Below are 13,218 nucleotides of genomic sequence, written 5' to 3' on the forward strand. Positions count from 1 at the left end.
GAGAAATGAATCACAAAGGAGCCAACCCGCAGGTCGCTCCGGTATCGCCTTGTATCTTCAGGTTCTCACGCCCGGTTGCGGTGGTTGCCGCAACGCAGGCACTTTACGATGTGATGAAAACAAACAACAGGGTAAATCACGGATTACATAAGGTTACTTGTGGGATTGCGAGGCGCCTTCCAGATTTGCGCCGGGGTAGCTTCCCCTCACCCTGGCCCTCTCCCCAAAGGGGCGAACAAATTAATGCCTGCACAGACTACTCCCTCTCCCTTGAGGGAGAGGGCTGGGGTGAGGGGGAACATACGGCACTGGTGGTCATTCCGTTCACTTTATGTTCCTTGCTACTCTTTAACGACATGGCCTGTGAACGTGCCAGGGTGGCTCAGTCTGCACTGAACCCCATATCCTGGACACCAGATCATAAAATCTGGAGGTTCAGATGAGATATCCTTTTCACATTCGTCTTGCGGCTGTACAGCATTACATGACTGGTGAGTCGAGCATTAAAGAAACAGCACATCTGTTCAGTGTTGGCCGGACGCCTCTTACCCGCTGGATACGGGCTTACAGGCGTCAGGGAAAGGCCGGGCTGGAGGACCGTCCTGCACGGGCCTATACTTCAGCTTTCAGGCTCCGCGTAATCCGTTATGTTACTGAACACGGTTGCAGCTATGCGGAAGCTTCAGCGCGCTTTGCCATTCCAAATGAATCGCTCATTCTCGACTGGACAAGACGTTACCGGAAAGGAGGCGCACAGGCGCTTAATACAGCCAAACCCGGGCCCGCTATGTCACAGAAAAAGTTTATACCTGACTCCAGACCGCTCAGTGAGATGACTCCCTCAGAACTTCTGAGAGAGCTGGAATATCTGCGGGCGGAAAATGCATATTTAAAAAAGCTCAAAGCCCTGAGGGAGGAAAACGCTCTCAGGGAACAGCAGAAAAAACGCGAGTGATACAGAGTTTGCTTGCAGACCACCGACTTGTTTACCTGTTATGTGCCGCAGGGCTGGCGCGTAGCACGTATTATTACCAGCTCTCCAGACCTGTCACTCAGTCGGAGCGGTATGCATCTGCTGTCAGTGCTATGTCCACCATCAGTCAGAGAAATGCACAACGCTACGGCTACCGAAGAATGACGGTGGCGCTGCGTAATGAAGCCTTCATCCTGAACCATAAAACGGTTCGCATATTGATGAAAAAGTATGGCCTGACATGTCAGTTACGCCGAAGGAAATACCGTTCCTGTATGGCTGGAGGCGGACTGGCTTCAGATAATCTGCTTGCCCGTAACTTCACTGCTGCATGCAGTGGAATAAAGTGGTGCACAGACGTGACGGAGTTCCGTGCCGGTGGTCAAAAACTGTTCCTGTCAGCCCTTCAGGACCTGTTCAATAATGAAATAGTGGCCTGGCAAACATCAACCAGTCAGTCACAACCTCTGGTCTGCAGGATGCTAAAAAAAGCGCTTAAAGCATGCAGAAACAAAGAAGGCGCGATGCTACACAGCGATCAGGGCTGGGCTTACCGAACACCTGTATGGCGCAGAATGCTGGCTGAAGCGGGCATCACACAAAGTATGTCGCGTAAGGGTAACTGTCTGGATAATGCAGTGATGGAAAACTTCTTCAGTCATCTGAAAGTAGAGATGTATTACAGGAAAAAGTACAGTTCAGTGAAAGAACTGGAAAGCGATATTGGCAGATATATTCGCTATTACAACACCGAACGAATCAGTTTAAAAACGGGCGGGATGAGTCCGGTACAATACCGGACGCTGGCAGAGCAACAATGAAATCGCAGTGTCCAGGTTTAGGGGTTCAGTGCAGTCGCCACCACCCTGGCGACCCGGGCTCCCGGCGGTAAATCGCCGCTTCGCGGTACCCTCGGCTTATTCCTTCCGGCTTATCGGGGACGGGCGGAGGTAACGTCCCTGTAAAGCCCGCCCTCTCGGCGCATCCATGCGCCTCGCCCCGGCCTGCAGGAAACGCCTCAGCGATTTACAGCCGGACCAGGGCGTCGCTGTAAGTTATTCATTTCTCTGAAACAACGTTCATCGCTTCGGGTAATAAAATCAAACCTTAAACCGATTCACCACACTTTCCAGCTGTTGCGCCTGCTCCTCCATCGCCTTCGCCGCCGACGAGACTTCCGCCACCAGCGATGCATTTTGCTGGGTGGCGCCTTCCAGCTGGCACACCGCCACGTTCACCTGGGCGATACCGACGCTCTGCTCGCGGCTGGCGGTTTTCACCTCCTCCATCAGCGCAGACACCTCGCCCACGGCGGTCACCAGCGCGTTCATGGTCTCTCCCGCTTCCTGCACCAGGCTACTGCCTTCCTGCACGCCCGCGACCGCGTCGTTAATCAGCTCGCGGATTTCCCTTGCAGAGCTGGAGGCCCGCAGCGCCAGATTACGCACTTCCGTCGCCACCACGGCGAACCCGCGCCCCTGCTCGCCCGCGCGCGCCGCTTCCACCGCCGCGTTCAGCGCCAGAATGTTGGTCTGATAGGCAATCCCGTCGATCACGCCCACGATATCCGCCACCCGCAGGGAAGAGGATTCAATATGGCGCATTTTGTCCACCGCCGACGTCATCAGCCCGGCGCCGCGCTGCGCCACCGCCGCGGCGTCGGTCGCCAGCCGGTCAGCGTGTTCCGCGTTATCGGCGTTGTTCGCCACAATGCCCGCAATCTCCTCCATCGAGGCCGCCGTCTGGGTCAGGGAGGCTGACTGCTCTTCGGTCCTGGACGACAGCGACACGTTCCCCTCCGCAATCTGGTGCGAGGCGGCGGCAATGGTGCGGGTGCTGGCTGCCACCTGCTGTAACAGCCCCTGCAGATACCCCATAAAGGCGTTAACGTTGCGGGCGATGGCGTTCAGCTCCTGGCTGCTGTTCTCCGGCAACCGACGGGTCAAATCCGCGCCGCCAGCCGACAGGGTGGCCAGGCGATCGCTCACGGTATGCAGGTTACGCATCACCGCGCGGATGGTCAGCACCAGCACCACGCCCAGCAGCAGTAACAGCGGGATCTGCACCATCCCCAGACGCGTCAGGATATCGCGGGTCTGCTGGCTCAGCAGGCTGCTGCGGGTATCTGTCGCCACAAACCACGGGCTGCCCTTGATGGGATAAACAAAAATGGTGTGTTCCCCATCCTGTGCCTGATAGGTTCGCTCCAGCGGCGTCTCTTTCGCCTGCGCCAGCATCGCCTGAAGGATAGCGATTTCATGCCCCGGCAGTTCGCTGATATTTTTCAGCGGCGGCGTTTCGTCGGATGCCCGGCTGTAGCCGACAATTTTGCCATTGGCCTCCACAATCAACACGCCGCCTTCAATAGGTTCCGCCATCTTGCGGGCCAGCGTGTTAAAGAACCCCAGCGTCACGTCAAGCGTTGCCACGCCCCACAGCTGGCCGTGGCGATAAACCGGCATCGCGCAGTTGGTCCGCGGCTGCGGGCTGGCCGCGTCGATATAGGCCTCGGCCCACGCGCACTGGCCTTTTGCCGCGCGCGAACCGGCTTTGAACCACGGCTGCTCCCAGTAGGCCGGGGCACCGGGGTCGTTCCAGGTGGTGTTCAGGCGCAGCCGGTTCTCACGGTCCCGGGCAAAGAAGGTGCTGTGACGGTCGATACCCGCCGCGCGCATGCCGGGAAGCGGCCAGACGCCGCCGCCGAAAAGCGTGCTGTCGCCGTTCTGGTTAATCAGGGCTGGCAGCAGGTTGTCTATCTGCGCGCTATCCAGCAGGGAGACGGTCTCGGTGAGGCTTCGCTGCTGGGCCTGCACGCGCGACATTTGCGTGGTGATGGCCGCCGCCTGCTCGCCAATCTGAGAATGGACGCGCTGATACTCTGTTTTCAGCAGGGCCGGTGCCACCCGCCCCAGCACCACCCACACGGTGATGCCCGTCAGCAATAAAAAGAAAGCAGAAACCAGCAGAATGATTCTGCTCTGGGTTGATTTAAACATAATGATAAGCTCGAAAATGAGGGTTAACGTCGCGGCAAGGAAGTTAGCTCCGTACCCGCTGCATAAGGGTATTGGCTACGGTGTAGACCTCCTCAATCAGCACGCTGTTGTTTTGTGTCACCGACACAGCGCCGCTTTGCCCCTGCATCATCGCATCGTCGATCAGCGCCCGTAGCTCCTTCGAGGAGCGCGCGCAGCGGCTCGCCAGGTTGCGCGACTCCACGGCAAAAACCCCCTCTTCGTGATGCAGGGAGTAGCTGTAGGCACGGCTCGCCAGCTGAACCAGCGCCCCACTGCTGTCGGCTATCTGCAGGGCGGCGTCATGCAGCGACTTCATGGCCAGAATAGCCCCCGTGGCGCTGTCGCTCAGCGTCGCCAGCAGGTTGGCGCTGGCGTCCGGGACCTGCAGCAGCCGTTCGTTCTCCTGGGCAATGACGGTGGCCGCCCGGGCGATGGCGTTCACCTGCTCGCCCACCTCATGCATCAGCGGCGGCAGATGCGCCCCCTGCCCGGTTTGCAGTTGCGAGGGCAGCTCTTCATTGAGTCGGGAAAGGTGCAGGTTCAGGCTGCGGAGCAGCGTCAGGGTCGAGACCAGCAGCAGCGCGGCCAGCGGCCATGGCTTGTGCAGCAGAATGCCAGGGCGCTCGCCCATGCGGCGGGTAGGAACATCAATGGCCAGCAGCCACGGCGTGTCGGCGAGGGGAACCACCATCAGGGTGTGCTCGCCACTGGCGCTGCGAAAACGGGTGTGGCGCAGCCCTTCCCCGGACTGGGCCAGCAGGGCGCGCAGCGGGACCGCCATGGGGAGATCGGCATCGTTGAGCGATTGCACCGTGGGCGCACCGGCGGCATCGGCAATGATGCGCCCGGTGTTTTCCACAATCCAGGCCCGGCCGCCCAGCCGTTCTCCCGTCTCTTTCACCAGGGCATTGAAAAACTGACGGCTGTTGCCGGTCTCCTCCGGGAGATCGGTCTCCCCCGGCGCCGCTTTGTCGAGGGCAAAGCTTTTCAGGGTGACCACGCTTTCGGTCATCGAACGCTGCTGCGCTTCTACACGGTCGAGCTGTTCACGCAGCTGAATGGCCAGAGCATCCACCTGCGAGCGCAGGCGCTGCCCCTCCGTGCGGATAAACCACGGCATGACGCCCGCCTGCACCAGAATAATTAAGGTAATAAAAATAACGACCAGTATGACAATAAAAACCATGACAGCGCCTGTTCTTTTACATGGCAGCACAATGCTGCCTCTACAGGGCTATTTTATTATGCGGGGGGCTGGAAATATGCTCTTCAAACCGTTGATAACCGCGCACTTCTGTTATCGCTCAATAAAAACAATTCGCCGGACGTTATCCCAGCGCCGGACCAGCCAGCCGTCAAGGCTGCAGAAGGTTCCCCCCCATGTGATGGGCAGCAGGCAGAGCACGATATACAGCGTCTCGGGCAGATAAAACAGCCAGCTGAGCCATGCGATCAGGTTCAGCCCGCGTGGGATGGTATAGATGCCGATGGTGACCAGCGCCACGGTGCTGATGACCATCAGTACCAGCGCGCTCACGCGGCTGAATAACCCCAGCGTCAGCAGCAGGCCCATGCTGCATTCAAGAAAGGCCACCACCACGGCCATGACCTCCGGAAACGGGATCCCCGCGTCATACATGGTGTCCACCATCAGCAGCTGGTTCTCGGTGACAAATAACTTATTAAACCCTGCGGTAAAGAAAAATACCCCCAGCACCAGACGGCAAAGAAACACCGGAAACATGGCCGGCATATCGGTGGTATGCAATAAACGCTTCAGAGAGAACATCGATCATCCTTGTAAAGAAAATAAATACTGCGTAATAAATTCAATAACATCTGTTTACGCAGTATAAATTCGCCGGTCTCGTTCGCAACCGCTCCCGCCCCCTTCCCGACACAATTAATAAAAATATACAGATTAAAAAAGATTAATTCTGAATGATGACAGCGTCTCATTATCAACGCCCTGCAGCTGCCTCTTTCGGCAGAAAAAATGTAACCGATTGGTTTTAATATGATTAAAGTAAAATGCCATTAAACACCATGTTTAATGTGGTTAATCACATCCCGATTAATAACCTTAATCCCGTTAAGGCTGTTATTACGCGGTGGTTGCAAAAATATGACGTAAGACATAAAAAGCATGTCGCTCTGGCCTGCGGCTCGCAATAACATGCATTCATTACTATTAATTACAATAGCCAGAAGCGATACCCAATACACCAGAAGAATCAAATAACTATGCTAAATCCTATCGCGATTGGAGCGTCAGTGACGCTGGATTTACAGACCCGCACGCTTGCCAGGACGGATACGCAAGAGACGGTCACCCTTCCGCAAAGCGCGTGCCTGTGCCTTGCCGCCCTGGCTGAAGCCGGGGGTGAGGTGCTCTCTCAGGAACAGCTGATGGAGATCGGCTGGCGCAGCGCGGGCGTGGAAGTGACCGACAACAGCGTCCGGGTGATGATCACCAAGCTGCGTCGCGCGTTCGCCCAGTTGGATCTCCAGGAAGCCATCACGCTTATCGCCGTGACGCGCAGCGGCTATCGTCTGCTGGTACGGGAGGCCAGCAGCGAACTGCCGCCGCTGGCACAAACCGCCCCGCAGGATGATCCGCCAGCGCCCGCCGCCCCTGACGTGCCGCCAGCGGTCACGCCCGTACCTCTGCGTGCCCGCCACGCCGTCAAGCAGAAGATCTGCGCCATCCTGAGCGGCCTGCTGGTGGGGCTGGTGATTGCCCTGCTCCTGCGCGGGATCGTCGATTTCAGCCCGCAGCCGGTCCACTTTGTACGCTGGAATGGCCCCGGCGTGCCGCCCGGCACCCAGGTGATGGTGCAGCAGGACAAACAGACGCAGCGCGCCCTGATTGAGTCCACGCTGCAAACCTATACCCGCCACGTGCTGGATCGTCGACCAAACGAGAAACCGGCTGCGGTGCTTTACGTCACCACCGGCTCAGAAAAAATGAGTCAGTTCCAGGGACTGATTGCCTGCCAACAACCCTTTAAGGATTCAGGGAATGACTGCGAATCGTTCTATTTTCGCCTTTATTAAATCTCCGCTCACCCTGCTGTTTGTGGGCGGGATGGTTGTCGGACTGGGCGGCATGGCGCTGTACGGGCTTAAGACCTCACCGTATGCGACGCAGTGTATTGCCCCAACGTCCTACTACGTGATTGAGGATGACCACAACGCGACGCTGGCACGGGGTATCTACCGTTCCTACCGCGACGGCCTGTTCAGCGGGCATACGACCTATATCGGCAGCATCAGCCACTTTAAAGACGGCAAACGCGACGGGCTGCCGAAAGCCGTGAACCGGGAAGTGCGCTACGATGTGGAGCTGTCGGGCAAACGGATCCATCTGACCGTGACCAGCCAGCACCGCAAGCTCGGCGGTCAGACCACGGATGAGGATGTGACCGACTATATCTTCCCGCAAATTAAGCCGGGTGACGTGGCGACCAGCACCGTCTACCTGCTGGACGACAAAGTGCTGGCCTCCGGCACAGAAACCGTCGCCCGCATCGCCTGCATGAACTGACGGTTACACCAGCGCCTGAATCAACCCGGCCAGCAGGTCAAAGCCGGTGGCCATCAGGCGCTCAAAGAACGGGGCCAGCGTTTCGGCAATCAGGAACAGGGCCAGCATGCCGAACGTCAGCGTCAGCGGGAAGCCAATGACGAAGATGGAGAGCTGGGGCGTCAGGCGGTTTAACAGCCCGAGGATAAAGTTGATGCAGAGCAGCAGCGCAATGATCGGCAGCCCCAGCATCAGCCCCTGACTGAAGATGAGCCCGGTGTGGCTGACCAGATAGATAAACCCGCCCGCATGCAGCGGCGTGGCATCAACCGGCAGCGTCTGAAAGGTGTCGGCCAGCAGCGCCAGCAGCCAAAGATGACCATTAAAGACGAGGAACAGCAGGGTTACCAGCAGGTTGAGAAAACGCGAGATCACCGGGCTGTTTCCGGCCCCCGGATCAAAGAAGGTGGCAAACGACAGCCCCATCTGCATGCCGATGATTTCGCCGGACATGCGCACGGCGGCAAACAGCAGCTGCAGCGTCAGCCCCATCGCCGCACCGATAATCACCTGTTTGCCCAGCACCCATACCCCTTCCCAGGTGTAGAGTCCTACCTGAGCATCGGGCAGCGTACCGCCGATGAGGATTGCCGTCAGCAACGCCAGACCGGCGCGCAGACGGGCACTGACGGCCTTTTCGCTGAAGATCGGCGCGACCTGCAGCAGCGCCGCAATGCGTACCATAATGAAAACGTAGTGGCTGACCAGCCCGTAGAGCTGGTCGAGGGGAAGTCCAAAGGCCATCAGCCGATCACAAACGGGATGCTGGCGAACACCGCGCGGGTATATTCAATAAATATTTTCATCATCCACGGGCCCAGCGCCACCGCGACGCCGACAATCATCAGGATTTTCGGGATGAAGGTCATGGTCATCTCGTTGACCTGGGTGGCGGCCTGCAAAATACTGATGATAAGACCGGTGACCAGCGCAGCCACCAGCAGCGGGGCGGAGATCATCAGCCCGACCTTGATCGCCTGCATGCCGATTACCATTACGCTTTCAGGGGTCATCAACCTCTCCTAACTGTAAAAGCTCTGGGCCAGCGAACCCACCAGCAGTTGCCAGCCATCGACCAGGACAAACAGCATCAGCTTGAATGGCAGGGCAATGGTTGTCGGCGGCACCATCATCATCCCCAGCGCCATCAGAATGCTCGCCACCACCAGATCGATAATCAGGAACGGGATAAAAATGGTAAAACCGATCTGGAACGCGGTTTTCAGCTCGCTGGTAATAAATGCCGGGATCAGAATGCTGAGCGGCACCTCCTGCGGTGAGGCGACGTCCGGCGTTTTCGCGATGCGGGCAAACATGGCCAGATCGCTTTCACGGGTCTGGTCGAGCATGAACGCGCGCAGCGGCTTCACCCCTTCCGTCAGGGCCACTTCCATGGTGATTTTGTTTTCCTGCAGCGGCTGCCAGGCTTTTTCGTAGATCTGGCTGAACACCGGCGACATCACAAAGAAGGTCAAAAACAGCGACAGCCCCACCAGCACCTGGTTCGGCGGCGCGGTGGGCGTGCCCAGCGCGTTACGCATCAGTCCCAGCACAATGATGATGCGGGTAAACCCGGTCATCATCAGCAGTACTGCGGGAATGAAGGTAAACCCGCTCAGCAGCAGCAGGGTTTGCACCGGCAGCGTCCAGCCGCCTTCTCCCGAAGGCTGGCCCAGCGTGATATCGCCGTTGGCCGCCAGCGCACCGGCGGCCGGCAGCATCAGGCCCAGCGCCAGCAGCAGACGACGGCTCACTGTTCACCTCCCGGACGGTATTTCTGGCGCAGCTTCTCCAGCATCAGCGGGAACGTCGCCGCGGGCGCACTGGCCTGCGGGGCGTTTTCCGGGCGCGGCTGGGTGGTGAGGCAGGTAATCTGCGAGGCGGTGACGCCGAGCACCAGACGCTGCTCGCCGACGTCAACCAGCACCAGGCGCTCGCGCGGCCCCAGCGACTGCGTCGCCACCAGGGTCATCGTGCCCTGGGCGTCGTTAAGCCGACGGGCCAGGCCGCTGCGGCGGGCGGCCCAGGCCAGCACAACCAGCAGCAGGACGATCAGCGCCAGCGCGCCGCTGACCGTCATCAGTACGGACCCGGTAGCCGGAAGGGAATCGGTGGCGTTCATTAGCGGCTCAGACGATGCATGCGCTCGGACGGGGTAATGATGTCCGTAATGCGGATGCCGAACTTATCGGACACCACCACCACTTCTCCCTGCGCAATCAGGTAACCGTTAATCAGGATATCCAGCGGCTCTCCCGCCAGCCCGTCCAGCGACACCACCGAGCCCTGGCTTAAGCGCAGCAGCTCCTTGATGGTCATTTTGGTGCGACCCAGCTCCACGGTCATTTTTACCGGGATATCGAGGATCAGGTTCATCTCGTCAGAAAATTGTGGTGCAGCCATGGTGTCGGTAATTCCCGCCGCGTGCTGTTCGGTCATGGCCTCACCCCAAAGATTATCGATGGACTGATCGTCAGAACCCGATGAGGTGTTGATGTCGCTCATGGGGAAATTACTCCTTGTTTAATGAAAGTAATGAAGGCTGAATCATCTGCTCGACCTTCAGGGCATATTGATTGTTAACTGCGCCGTAGCGGGCCGTGAAGACCGGCACGCCGCCGACGCTGGCCTCGATAAACTCCTGTTTATCCAGCGCGATGATGTCGCCTTTTTTCATCTGCATCACGCGGGAGAGACGGGTACCGATATCCGCAAAGCGCGCCGTGAGCTCCAGCTCGGTTTCCCGCATCTGGCTTGCCAGCAGGCCGCGCCAGTGGGAGTCCTCGTGCCGGGAATTGTCCATCGGCGGGTTGCTCAGCAGCTCGCGCAGCGGCTCGATGGTGCTGAAGGGAATACAGATGTTGAACTCCCCGCGGTGCGAACCGATCTCCACTGAAAACGGCGTAGTCACCACTACGTCGTTTGGCGACGAGGTAATGTTGGTGAACTTCACCTGAATTTCAGAACGGATGTACTCCGTTTTGATTTTATATATCGAGCTCCAGGCGAATTCGTACGCCTCGCGCGCCATCGACAGCATGCGGTGGATCACGCGCTGCTCGGTGGGCGTGAACTCGCGGCCGTCGGCTTTGGTCGGGAAACGCCCGTCGCCGCCGAACAGGTTATCCACGGCCATAAACACCAGCCCCGGCGAGAACGCCATCAGCGAGGTGCCGCGCAGCGGGTTAAGGTGCAGCAGGTTCAGGTTTGTCGGCACCGGCAGGTTGCGGGCAAACTCGTGATACGGCTGGATCTTAATGTTCCCCGCCGTAATATCCGGGCTACGGCGCAGCAGGTTAAACAGCCCCATGCGGAACTGACGGGCAAAACGTTCGTTAATGATCTCCAGCGAATGCAGACGTTCGCGGATCACCCGACGCTGGGTATGCGGGTCGTAGGGTTTGATCCCCGGATCTGCCCCATTGTTCTGACGATCGCTGCTGCTCTCCACATCGGCATTGAGCAAACGGTCGATCTCATCCTGAGATAAAAAGCTGTCAGCCATAATAATTACCGCAGAATAAATTCGTTAATAAGCACGTCAGTGACGCGAATGGACTGGTTAAATGCCAGCGGTTTCGTCAGCTCGCGCTGAATATTACTCATCAGGCGACGTTTCCCTTCATCCGAGGATAATTCCTCATAGGTCTGATGAGTGAGCAACATAAATAAGCGGCTGCGATATTCCGGCAAATATTTTTCCAGGACGTTGAGCGACGGCTGATCGGCAAGACGAATAGAAAGCCCCAGATAGAGCACCCGATCTGATTCATTCGCCGTCGGCTTCAGGCTGACGGTGAAGGTATTCATCGAGGCGTACAGCGGCTCCACCGCGACCACCGCAGGCTCTACGTGGACGCCCTCTTGCGCGACGGCAACAGCCGGTTTGGCGAATTTCATTTCCCAGAACAGGTAGCCGGAAACTCCGCAGGCCGCAACGGCAGTCAAAAACATGAACATCATCAGAAGCGAGCGAGACCCTCCGCCACTGGCGACCTTTTTATTTTTATTACTCATTGAACGTACACCTGATAAATAAGAGAGGGCAGCGTGCTACCCTCGTGTCAATATGGCGGACATTGTAGTCCATTTAATCATCCTGATAATCAGGCGATAAAATTTCATTCCTGAAGCTAATTCGCCACTTCAGGCAAAGGTATTAATTCCGTAGATATTTCCGGGGGTGGTGGTTAATAACGTGGGCACACTCTCCTCCTCTGTGGCGTGCTCCTCCCCCTCCTGCGCGGCATGCTCGTCGCCCGCCGCGTGTTCGCCCTGCTCACCGGCGGCAAACGGCTGCCCTTCCGCGCTGACGCTGGACTGACCAAGCTGAATCCCCGATTCCGCCATCGCGGCGCGCAGCTGCGGCATCGCCTGCTCCATGACGTGGCGAATATGCGCATGCTCGCTGACGATATGGATCTGCGCCTGATCCTGCTGCACGCGCAGGGAAATCTGCAGCGACCCCAGCTCTTCCGGGTGCAGACGGATCTCCGCGCTGTGCAGCCCGTTGCGGCTAAAGACCGCAATATGCTGGCTGACCGACTGCTTCCACTCCGGCGTTTCCGGCGGATGGTTAACGGTGACCACCTGCTGCGGGGCATGGGCGACGCTGGTGCGTACGGCGGCAGGCAGCGCCACGGCGTTCACCGATGGCGTCGCGGAAACCTCGGTTGCGACCAGCGCCTCGCTGCTGACCGGTGCGGGCTGCGCCGTCAGCGGCGCGGCAGCGGCCGCCGGGGTTTTATCCCCGTTCATCATCAACGGTGCTGCGGTTTTGCCCTCCGGCGCCGCGTTTTTTTCGCCCGGTACGCCTTTCACCGGCACTTCCCCGGTGACGCTGCGTGTCACCAGCTGCTGCAGCTGCCACTGGGGGCTCTCGTCCCCTTCACCGTCGGTCAGCGCGATGCCCTGCAACGCCTCTGCCAGCGCGGGCATCGCCGTCAGCGGCCTCCCCTCGTCATCAAGGAGAGGTGCATCGTCAGCCAGCTTGCCCGGCAGTAACCCGGCGGGTAAGGCGGCCTCCGGCAGCGCGGCCAGCATCTGCGGGTCAAGACCCGGGAAAAGCTGCGCCAGCTCAGCCAGCTTGTCGTCCAGCGCCAGGCTGAAGGGTTCGTCAGCGAGCCCCCCGGCCTTCGGTTTGCCCGGAGCCCCGCTGCCCAACAGCAGGGCGGCAATATCAATGTTCATAGTCTTTCTCTCTTTTGTCCGGCACGCTGAGCAAATTCATCCATCAGCTTCTGTTCATGTCGGCTTTGAACCAGCGCCTGCGCCGTCTCCCGGCGGGCAATCAGGGTTTCAAAGGCGTTCAGGCGTTGCTTGTTCTGCACCCAGTTTTGCTTCACCGTGTCGACCGCCTGTTCGCAGGCGTTAACGTGGCCTTCCTGCTGCTTCACCACCTGCTTCAGTGACAAAATAAACGACTGATGATTAACCAGGTCCGCCACCGACATACCGTTCGCCATCATTCCCTGACGCAGGGACTGCTGGTACTCCTGCTCGTAGTGCTGCAGCTGTTCGTGCTGGGTCATCGCCTGCTGAAGCTGCTGCTGTGCGCCGCCCAGCGCGCGGGTGGTCTCCGTCAGCGTCTCTTGCGCCATATCGCGCAGCAGCGTCATGGGATTTTTTACCTTCATCGCGCC

At 58.6% G+C, this 13,218-nt stretch carries 15 protein-coding genes; 3 read left to right on the plus strand and 12 right to left on the minus strand.

Translation table 11 applies throughout. The features are described 5' to 3' along the window. Positions 1-439 precede the first annotated feature (439 nt). A protein-coding gene (locus AC4IC4_RS14775; protein ID WP_491471184.1) for an IS3 family transposase occupies positions 440-1,794 on the plus strand; the annotation gives its coding sequence in 2 pieces (ribosomal slippage) (positions 440-890 and positions 890-1,794; 1,356 coding nt in all). Between the two features lie 279 nt (positions 1,795-2,073). Here the strand turns inward: AC4IC4_RS14775 and AC4IC4_RS14780 are convergent. From AC4IC4_RS14780 to AC4IC4_RS14790, 3 genes are all read right to left on the minus strand, one after another. Then, complete coding sequence (locus tag AC4IC4_RS14780) at positions 2,074-3,969, minus strand: methyl-accepting chemotaxis protein (RefSeq protein WP_491471403.1); 1,896 nt, start codon at positions 3,967-3,969, stop codon at positions 2,074-2,076. 43 nt (positions 3,970-4,012) lie between these two features. Then, complete coding sequence (locus tag AC4IC4_RS14785; RefSeq protein WP_491471404.1) at positions 4,013-5,176, minus strand: methyl-accepting chemotaxis protein; 1,164 nt, start codon at positions 5,174-5,176, stop codon at positions 4,013-4,015. Positions 5,177-5,287: 111 nt separating this feature from the next. After that, positions 5,288-5,779: a DoxX family protein gene (locus tag AC4IC4_RS14790; RefSeq protein ID WP_491471405.1), complete on the minus strand. Its 492-nt coding sequence runs from the start codon at positions 5,777-5,779 to the stop codon at positions 5,288-5,290. Positions 5,780-6,234: 455 nt separating this feature from the next. Here AC4IC4_RS14790 and AC4IC4_RS14795 point away from each other — a divergent pair, with 455 nt between their 5' ends. Together AC4IC4_RS14795 and AC4IC4_RS14800 are read left to right on the plus strand one after the other, a co-directional pair. Then, the gene (locus tag AC4IC4_RS14795; protein ID WP_491471406.1) at positions 6,235-7,047 is read left to right on the plus strand and encodes a winged helix-turn-helix domain-containing protein; all 813 of its coding nucleotides are present in this window, start codon (positions 6,235-6,237) and stop codon (positions 7,045-7,047) included. Beyond that, a complete protein-coding gene (locus AC4IC4_RS14800; RefSeq protein ID WP_491471407.1) occupies positions 7,013-7,537 on the plus strand; it encodes a hypothetical protein in 525 nt (174 codons plus the stop codon). Before AC4IC4_RS14795 ends, AC4IC4_RS14800 begins: the two co-directional genes overlap by 35 nt. Before the next feature lie 3 nt (positions 7,538-7,540). Here AC4IC4_RS14800 and fliR read toward each other — a convergent pair whose 3' ends face one another. The 9 genes from fliR to fliJ all read right to left on the minus strand — a co-directional run bounded on the left by fliR (position 7,541) and on the right by fliJ (position 13,212). Next, positions 7,541-8,320 (minus strand): flagellar biosynthetic protein FliR, encoded by a 780-nt coding sequence (fliR, locus tag AC4IC4_RS14805; protein ID WP_491471408.1) that lies wholly within the window; start codon positions 8,318-8,320, stop codon positions 7,541-7,543. Then, positions 8,320-8,589, minus strand: a complete 270-nt coding sequence (gene fliQ / locus AC4IC4_RS14810; RefSeq protein WP_059385143.1) for a flagellar biosynthesis protein FliQ — start codon at positions 8,587-8,589, stop codon at positions 8,320-8,322. Before fliQ ends, fliR begins: the two co-directional genes overlap by 1 nt. A gap of 9 nt (positions 8,590-8,598) precedes the next feature. Further along, positions 8,599-9,297: a flagellar type III secretion system pore protein FliP gene (gene fliP / locus AC4IC4_RS14815; RefSeq protein WP_491472831.1), complete on the minus strand. Its 699-nt coding sequence runs from the start codon at positions 9,295-9,297 to the stop codon at positions 8,599-8,601. Between the two features lie 29 nt (positions 9,298-9,326). Continuing rightward, positions 9,327-9,698, minus strand: a complete 372-nt coding sequence (gene fliO / locus AC4IC4_RS14820; protein ID WP_237844294.1) for a flagellar biosynthetic protein FliO — start codon at positions 9,696-9,698, stop codon at positions 9,327-9,329. After that, positions 9,698-10,081 carry a flagellar motor switch protein FliN gene (gene fliN / locus AC4IC4_RS14825; protein WP_491471409.1) on the minus strand — a complete coding sequence of 128 codons (384 nt, stop codon included), beginning with the start codon at positions 10,079-10,081 and terminating at the stop codon, positions 9,698-9,700. Before fliN ends, fliO begins: the two co-directional genes overlap by 1 nt. A 7-nt stretch (positions 10,082-10,088) precedes the next feature. Further along, positions 10,089-11,081 carry a flagellar motor switch protein FliM gene (gene fliM, locus AC4IC4_RS14830; RefSeq protein WP_491471410.1) on the minus strand — a complete coding sequence of 331 codons (993 nt, stop codon included), beginning with the start codon at positions 11,079-11,081 and terminating at the stop codon, positions 10,089-10,091. A gap of 5 nt (positions 11,082-11,086) precedes the next feature. Continuing rightward, positions 11,087-11,593, minus strand: coding sequence for a flagellar basal body-associated FliL family protein (locus AC4IC4_RS14835; protein ID WP_491471411.1), 507 nt, complete (start codon positions 11,591-11,593; stop codon positions 11,087-11,089). A gap of 129 nt (positions 11,594-11,722) precedes the next feature. Further along, positions 11,723-12,766, minus strand: coding sequence for a flagellar hook-length control protein FliK (locus AC4IC4_RS14840; protein ID WP_491471412.1), 1,044 nt, complete (start codon positions 12,764-12,766; stop codon positions 11,723-11,725). After that, positions 12,763-13,212 carry a flagellar export protein FliJ gene (fliJ, locus tag AC4IC4_RS14845; protein WP_491471413.1) on the minus strand — a complete coding sequence of 150 codons (450 nt, stop codon included), beginning with the start codon at positions 13,210-13,212 and terminating at the stop codon, positions 12,763-12,765. Before fliJ ends, AC4IC4_RS14840 begins: the two co-directional genes overlap by 4 nt. Positions 13,213-13,218 lie beyond the last annotated feature (6 nt).

This window comes from Enterobacter sp. Taxon_2 (assembly GCF_058355295.1).

What these genes read in the sequence shown, in the direction of transcription:
- AC4IC4_RS14780 (WP_491471403.1), bottom strand. Translation starts at nt 3,969, where the DNA reads ATGTTTAAATCAACCCAGAGCAGAATCATTCTGCTGGTTTCTGCTTTC.
- AC4IC4_RS14785 (WP_491471404.1), bottom strand. Translation starts at nt 5,176, where the DNA reads ATGGTTTTTATTGTCATACTGGTCGTTATTTTTATTACCTTAATTATT.
- AC4IC4_RS14790 (WP_491471405.1), bottom strand. Translation starts at nt 5,779, where the DNA reads ATGTTCTCTCTGAAGCGTTTATTGCATACCACCGATATGCCGGCCATG.
- AC4IC4_RS14795 (WP_491471406.1), top strand. Translation starts at nt 6,235, where the DNA reads ATGCTAAATCCTATCGCGATTGGAGCGTCAGTGACGCTGGATTTACAG.
- AC4IC4_RS14800 (WP_491471407.1), top strand. Translation starts at nt 7,013, where the DNA reads ATGACTGCGAATCGTTCTATTTTCGCCTTTATTAAATCTCCGCTCACC.
- fliR (WP_491471408.1), bottom strand. Translation starts at nt 8,320, where the DNA reads ATGGCCTTTGGACTTCCCCTCGACCAGCTCTACGGGCTGGTCAGCCAC.
- fliQ (WP_059385143.1), bottom strand. Translation starts at nt 8,589, where the DNA reads ATGACCCCTGAAAGCGTAATGGTAATCGGCATGCAGGCGATCAAGGTC.
- fliP (WP_491472831.1), bottom strand. Translation starts at nt 9,297, where the DNA reads ATGCTGCCGGCCGCCGGTGCGCTGGCGGCCAACGGCGATATCACGCTG.
- fliO (WP_237844294.1), bottom strand. Translation starts at nt 9,698, where the DNA reads ATGAACGCCACCGATTCCCTTCCGGCTACCGGGTCCGTACTGATGACG.
- fliN (WP_491471409.1), bottom strand. Translation starts at nt 10,081, where the DNA reads ATGAGCGACATCAACACCTCATCGGGTTCTGACGATCAGTCCATCGAT.
- fliM (WP_491471410.1), bottom strand. Translation starts at nt 11,081, where the DNA reads ATGGCTGACAGCTTTTTATCTCAGGATGAGATCGACCGTTTGCTCAAT.
- AC4IC4_RS14835 (WP_491471411.1), bottom strand. Translation starts at nt 11,593, where the DNA reads ATGAGTAATAAAAATAAAAAGGTCGCCAGTGGCGGAGGGTCTCGCTCG.
- AC4IC4_RS14840 (WP_491471412.1), bottom strand. Translation starts at nt 12,766, where the DNA reads ATGAACATTGATATTGCCGCCCTGCTGTTGGGCAGCGGGGCTCCGGGC.
- fliJ (WP_491471413.1), bottom strand. Translation starts at nt 13,212, where the DNA reads ATGAAGGTAAAAAATCCCATGACGCTGCTGCGCGATATGGCGCAAGAG.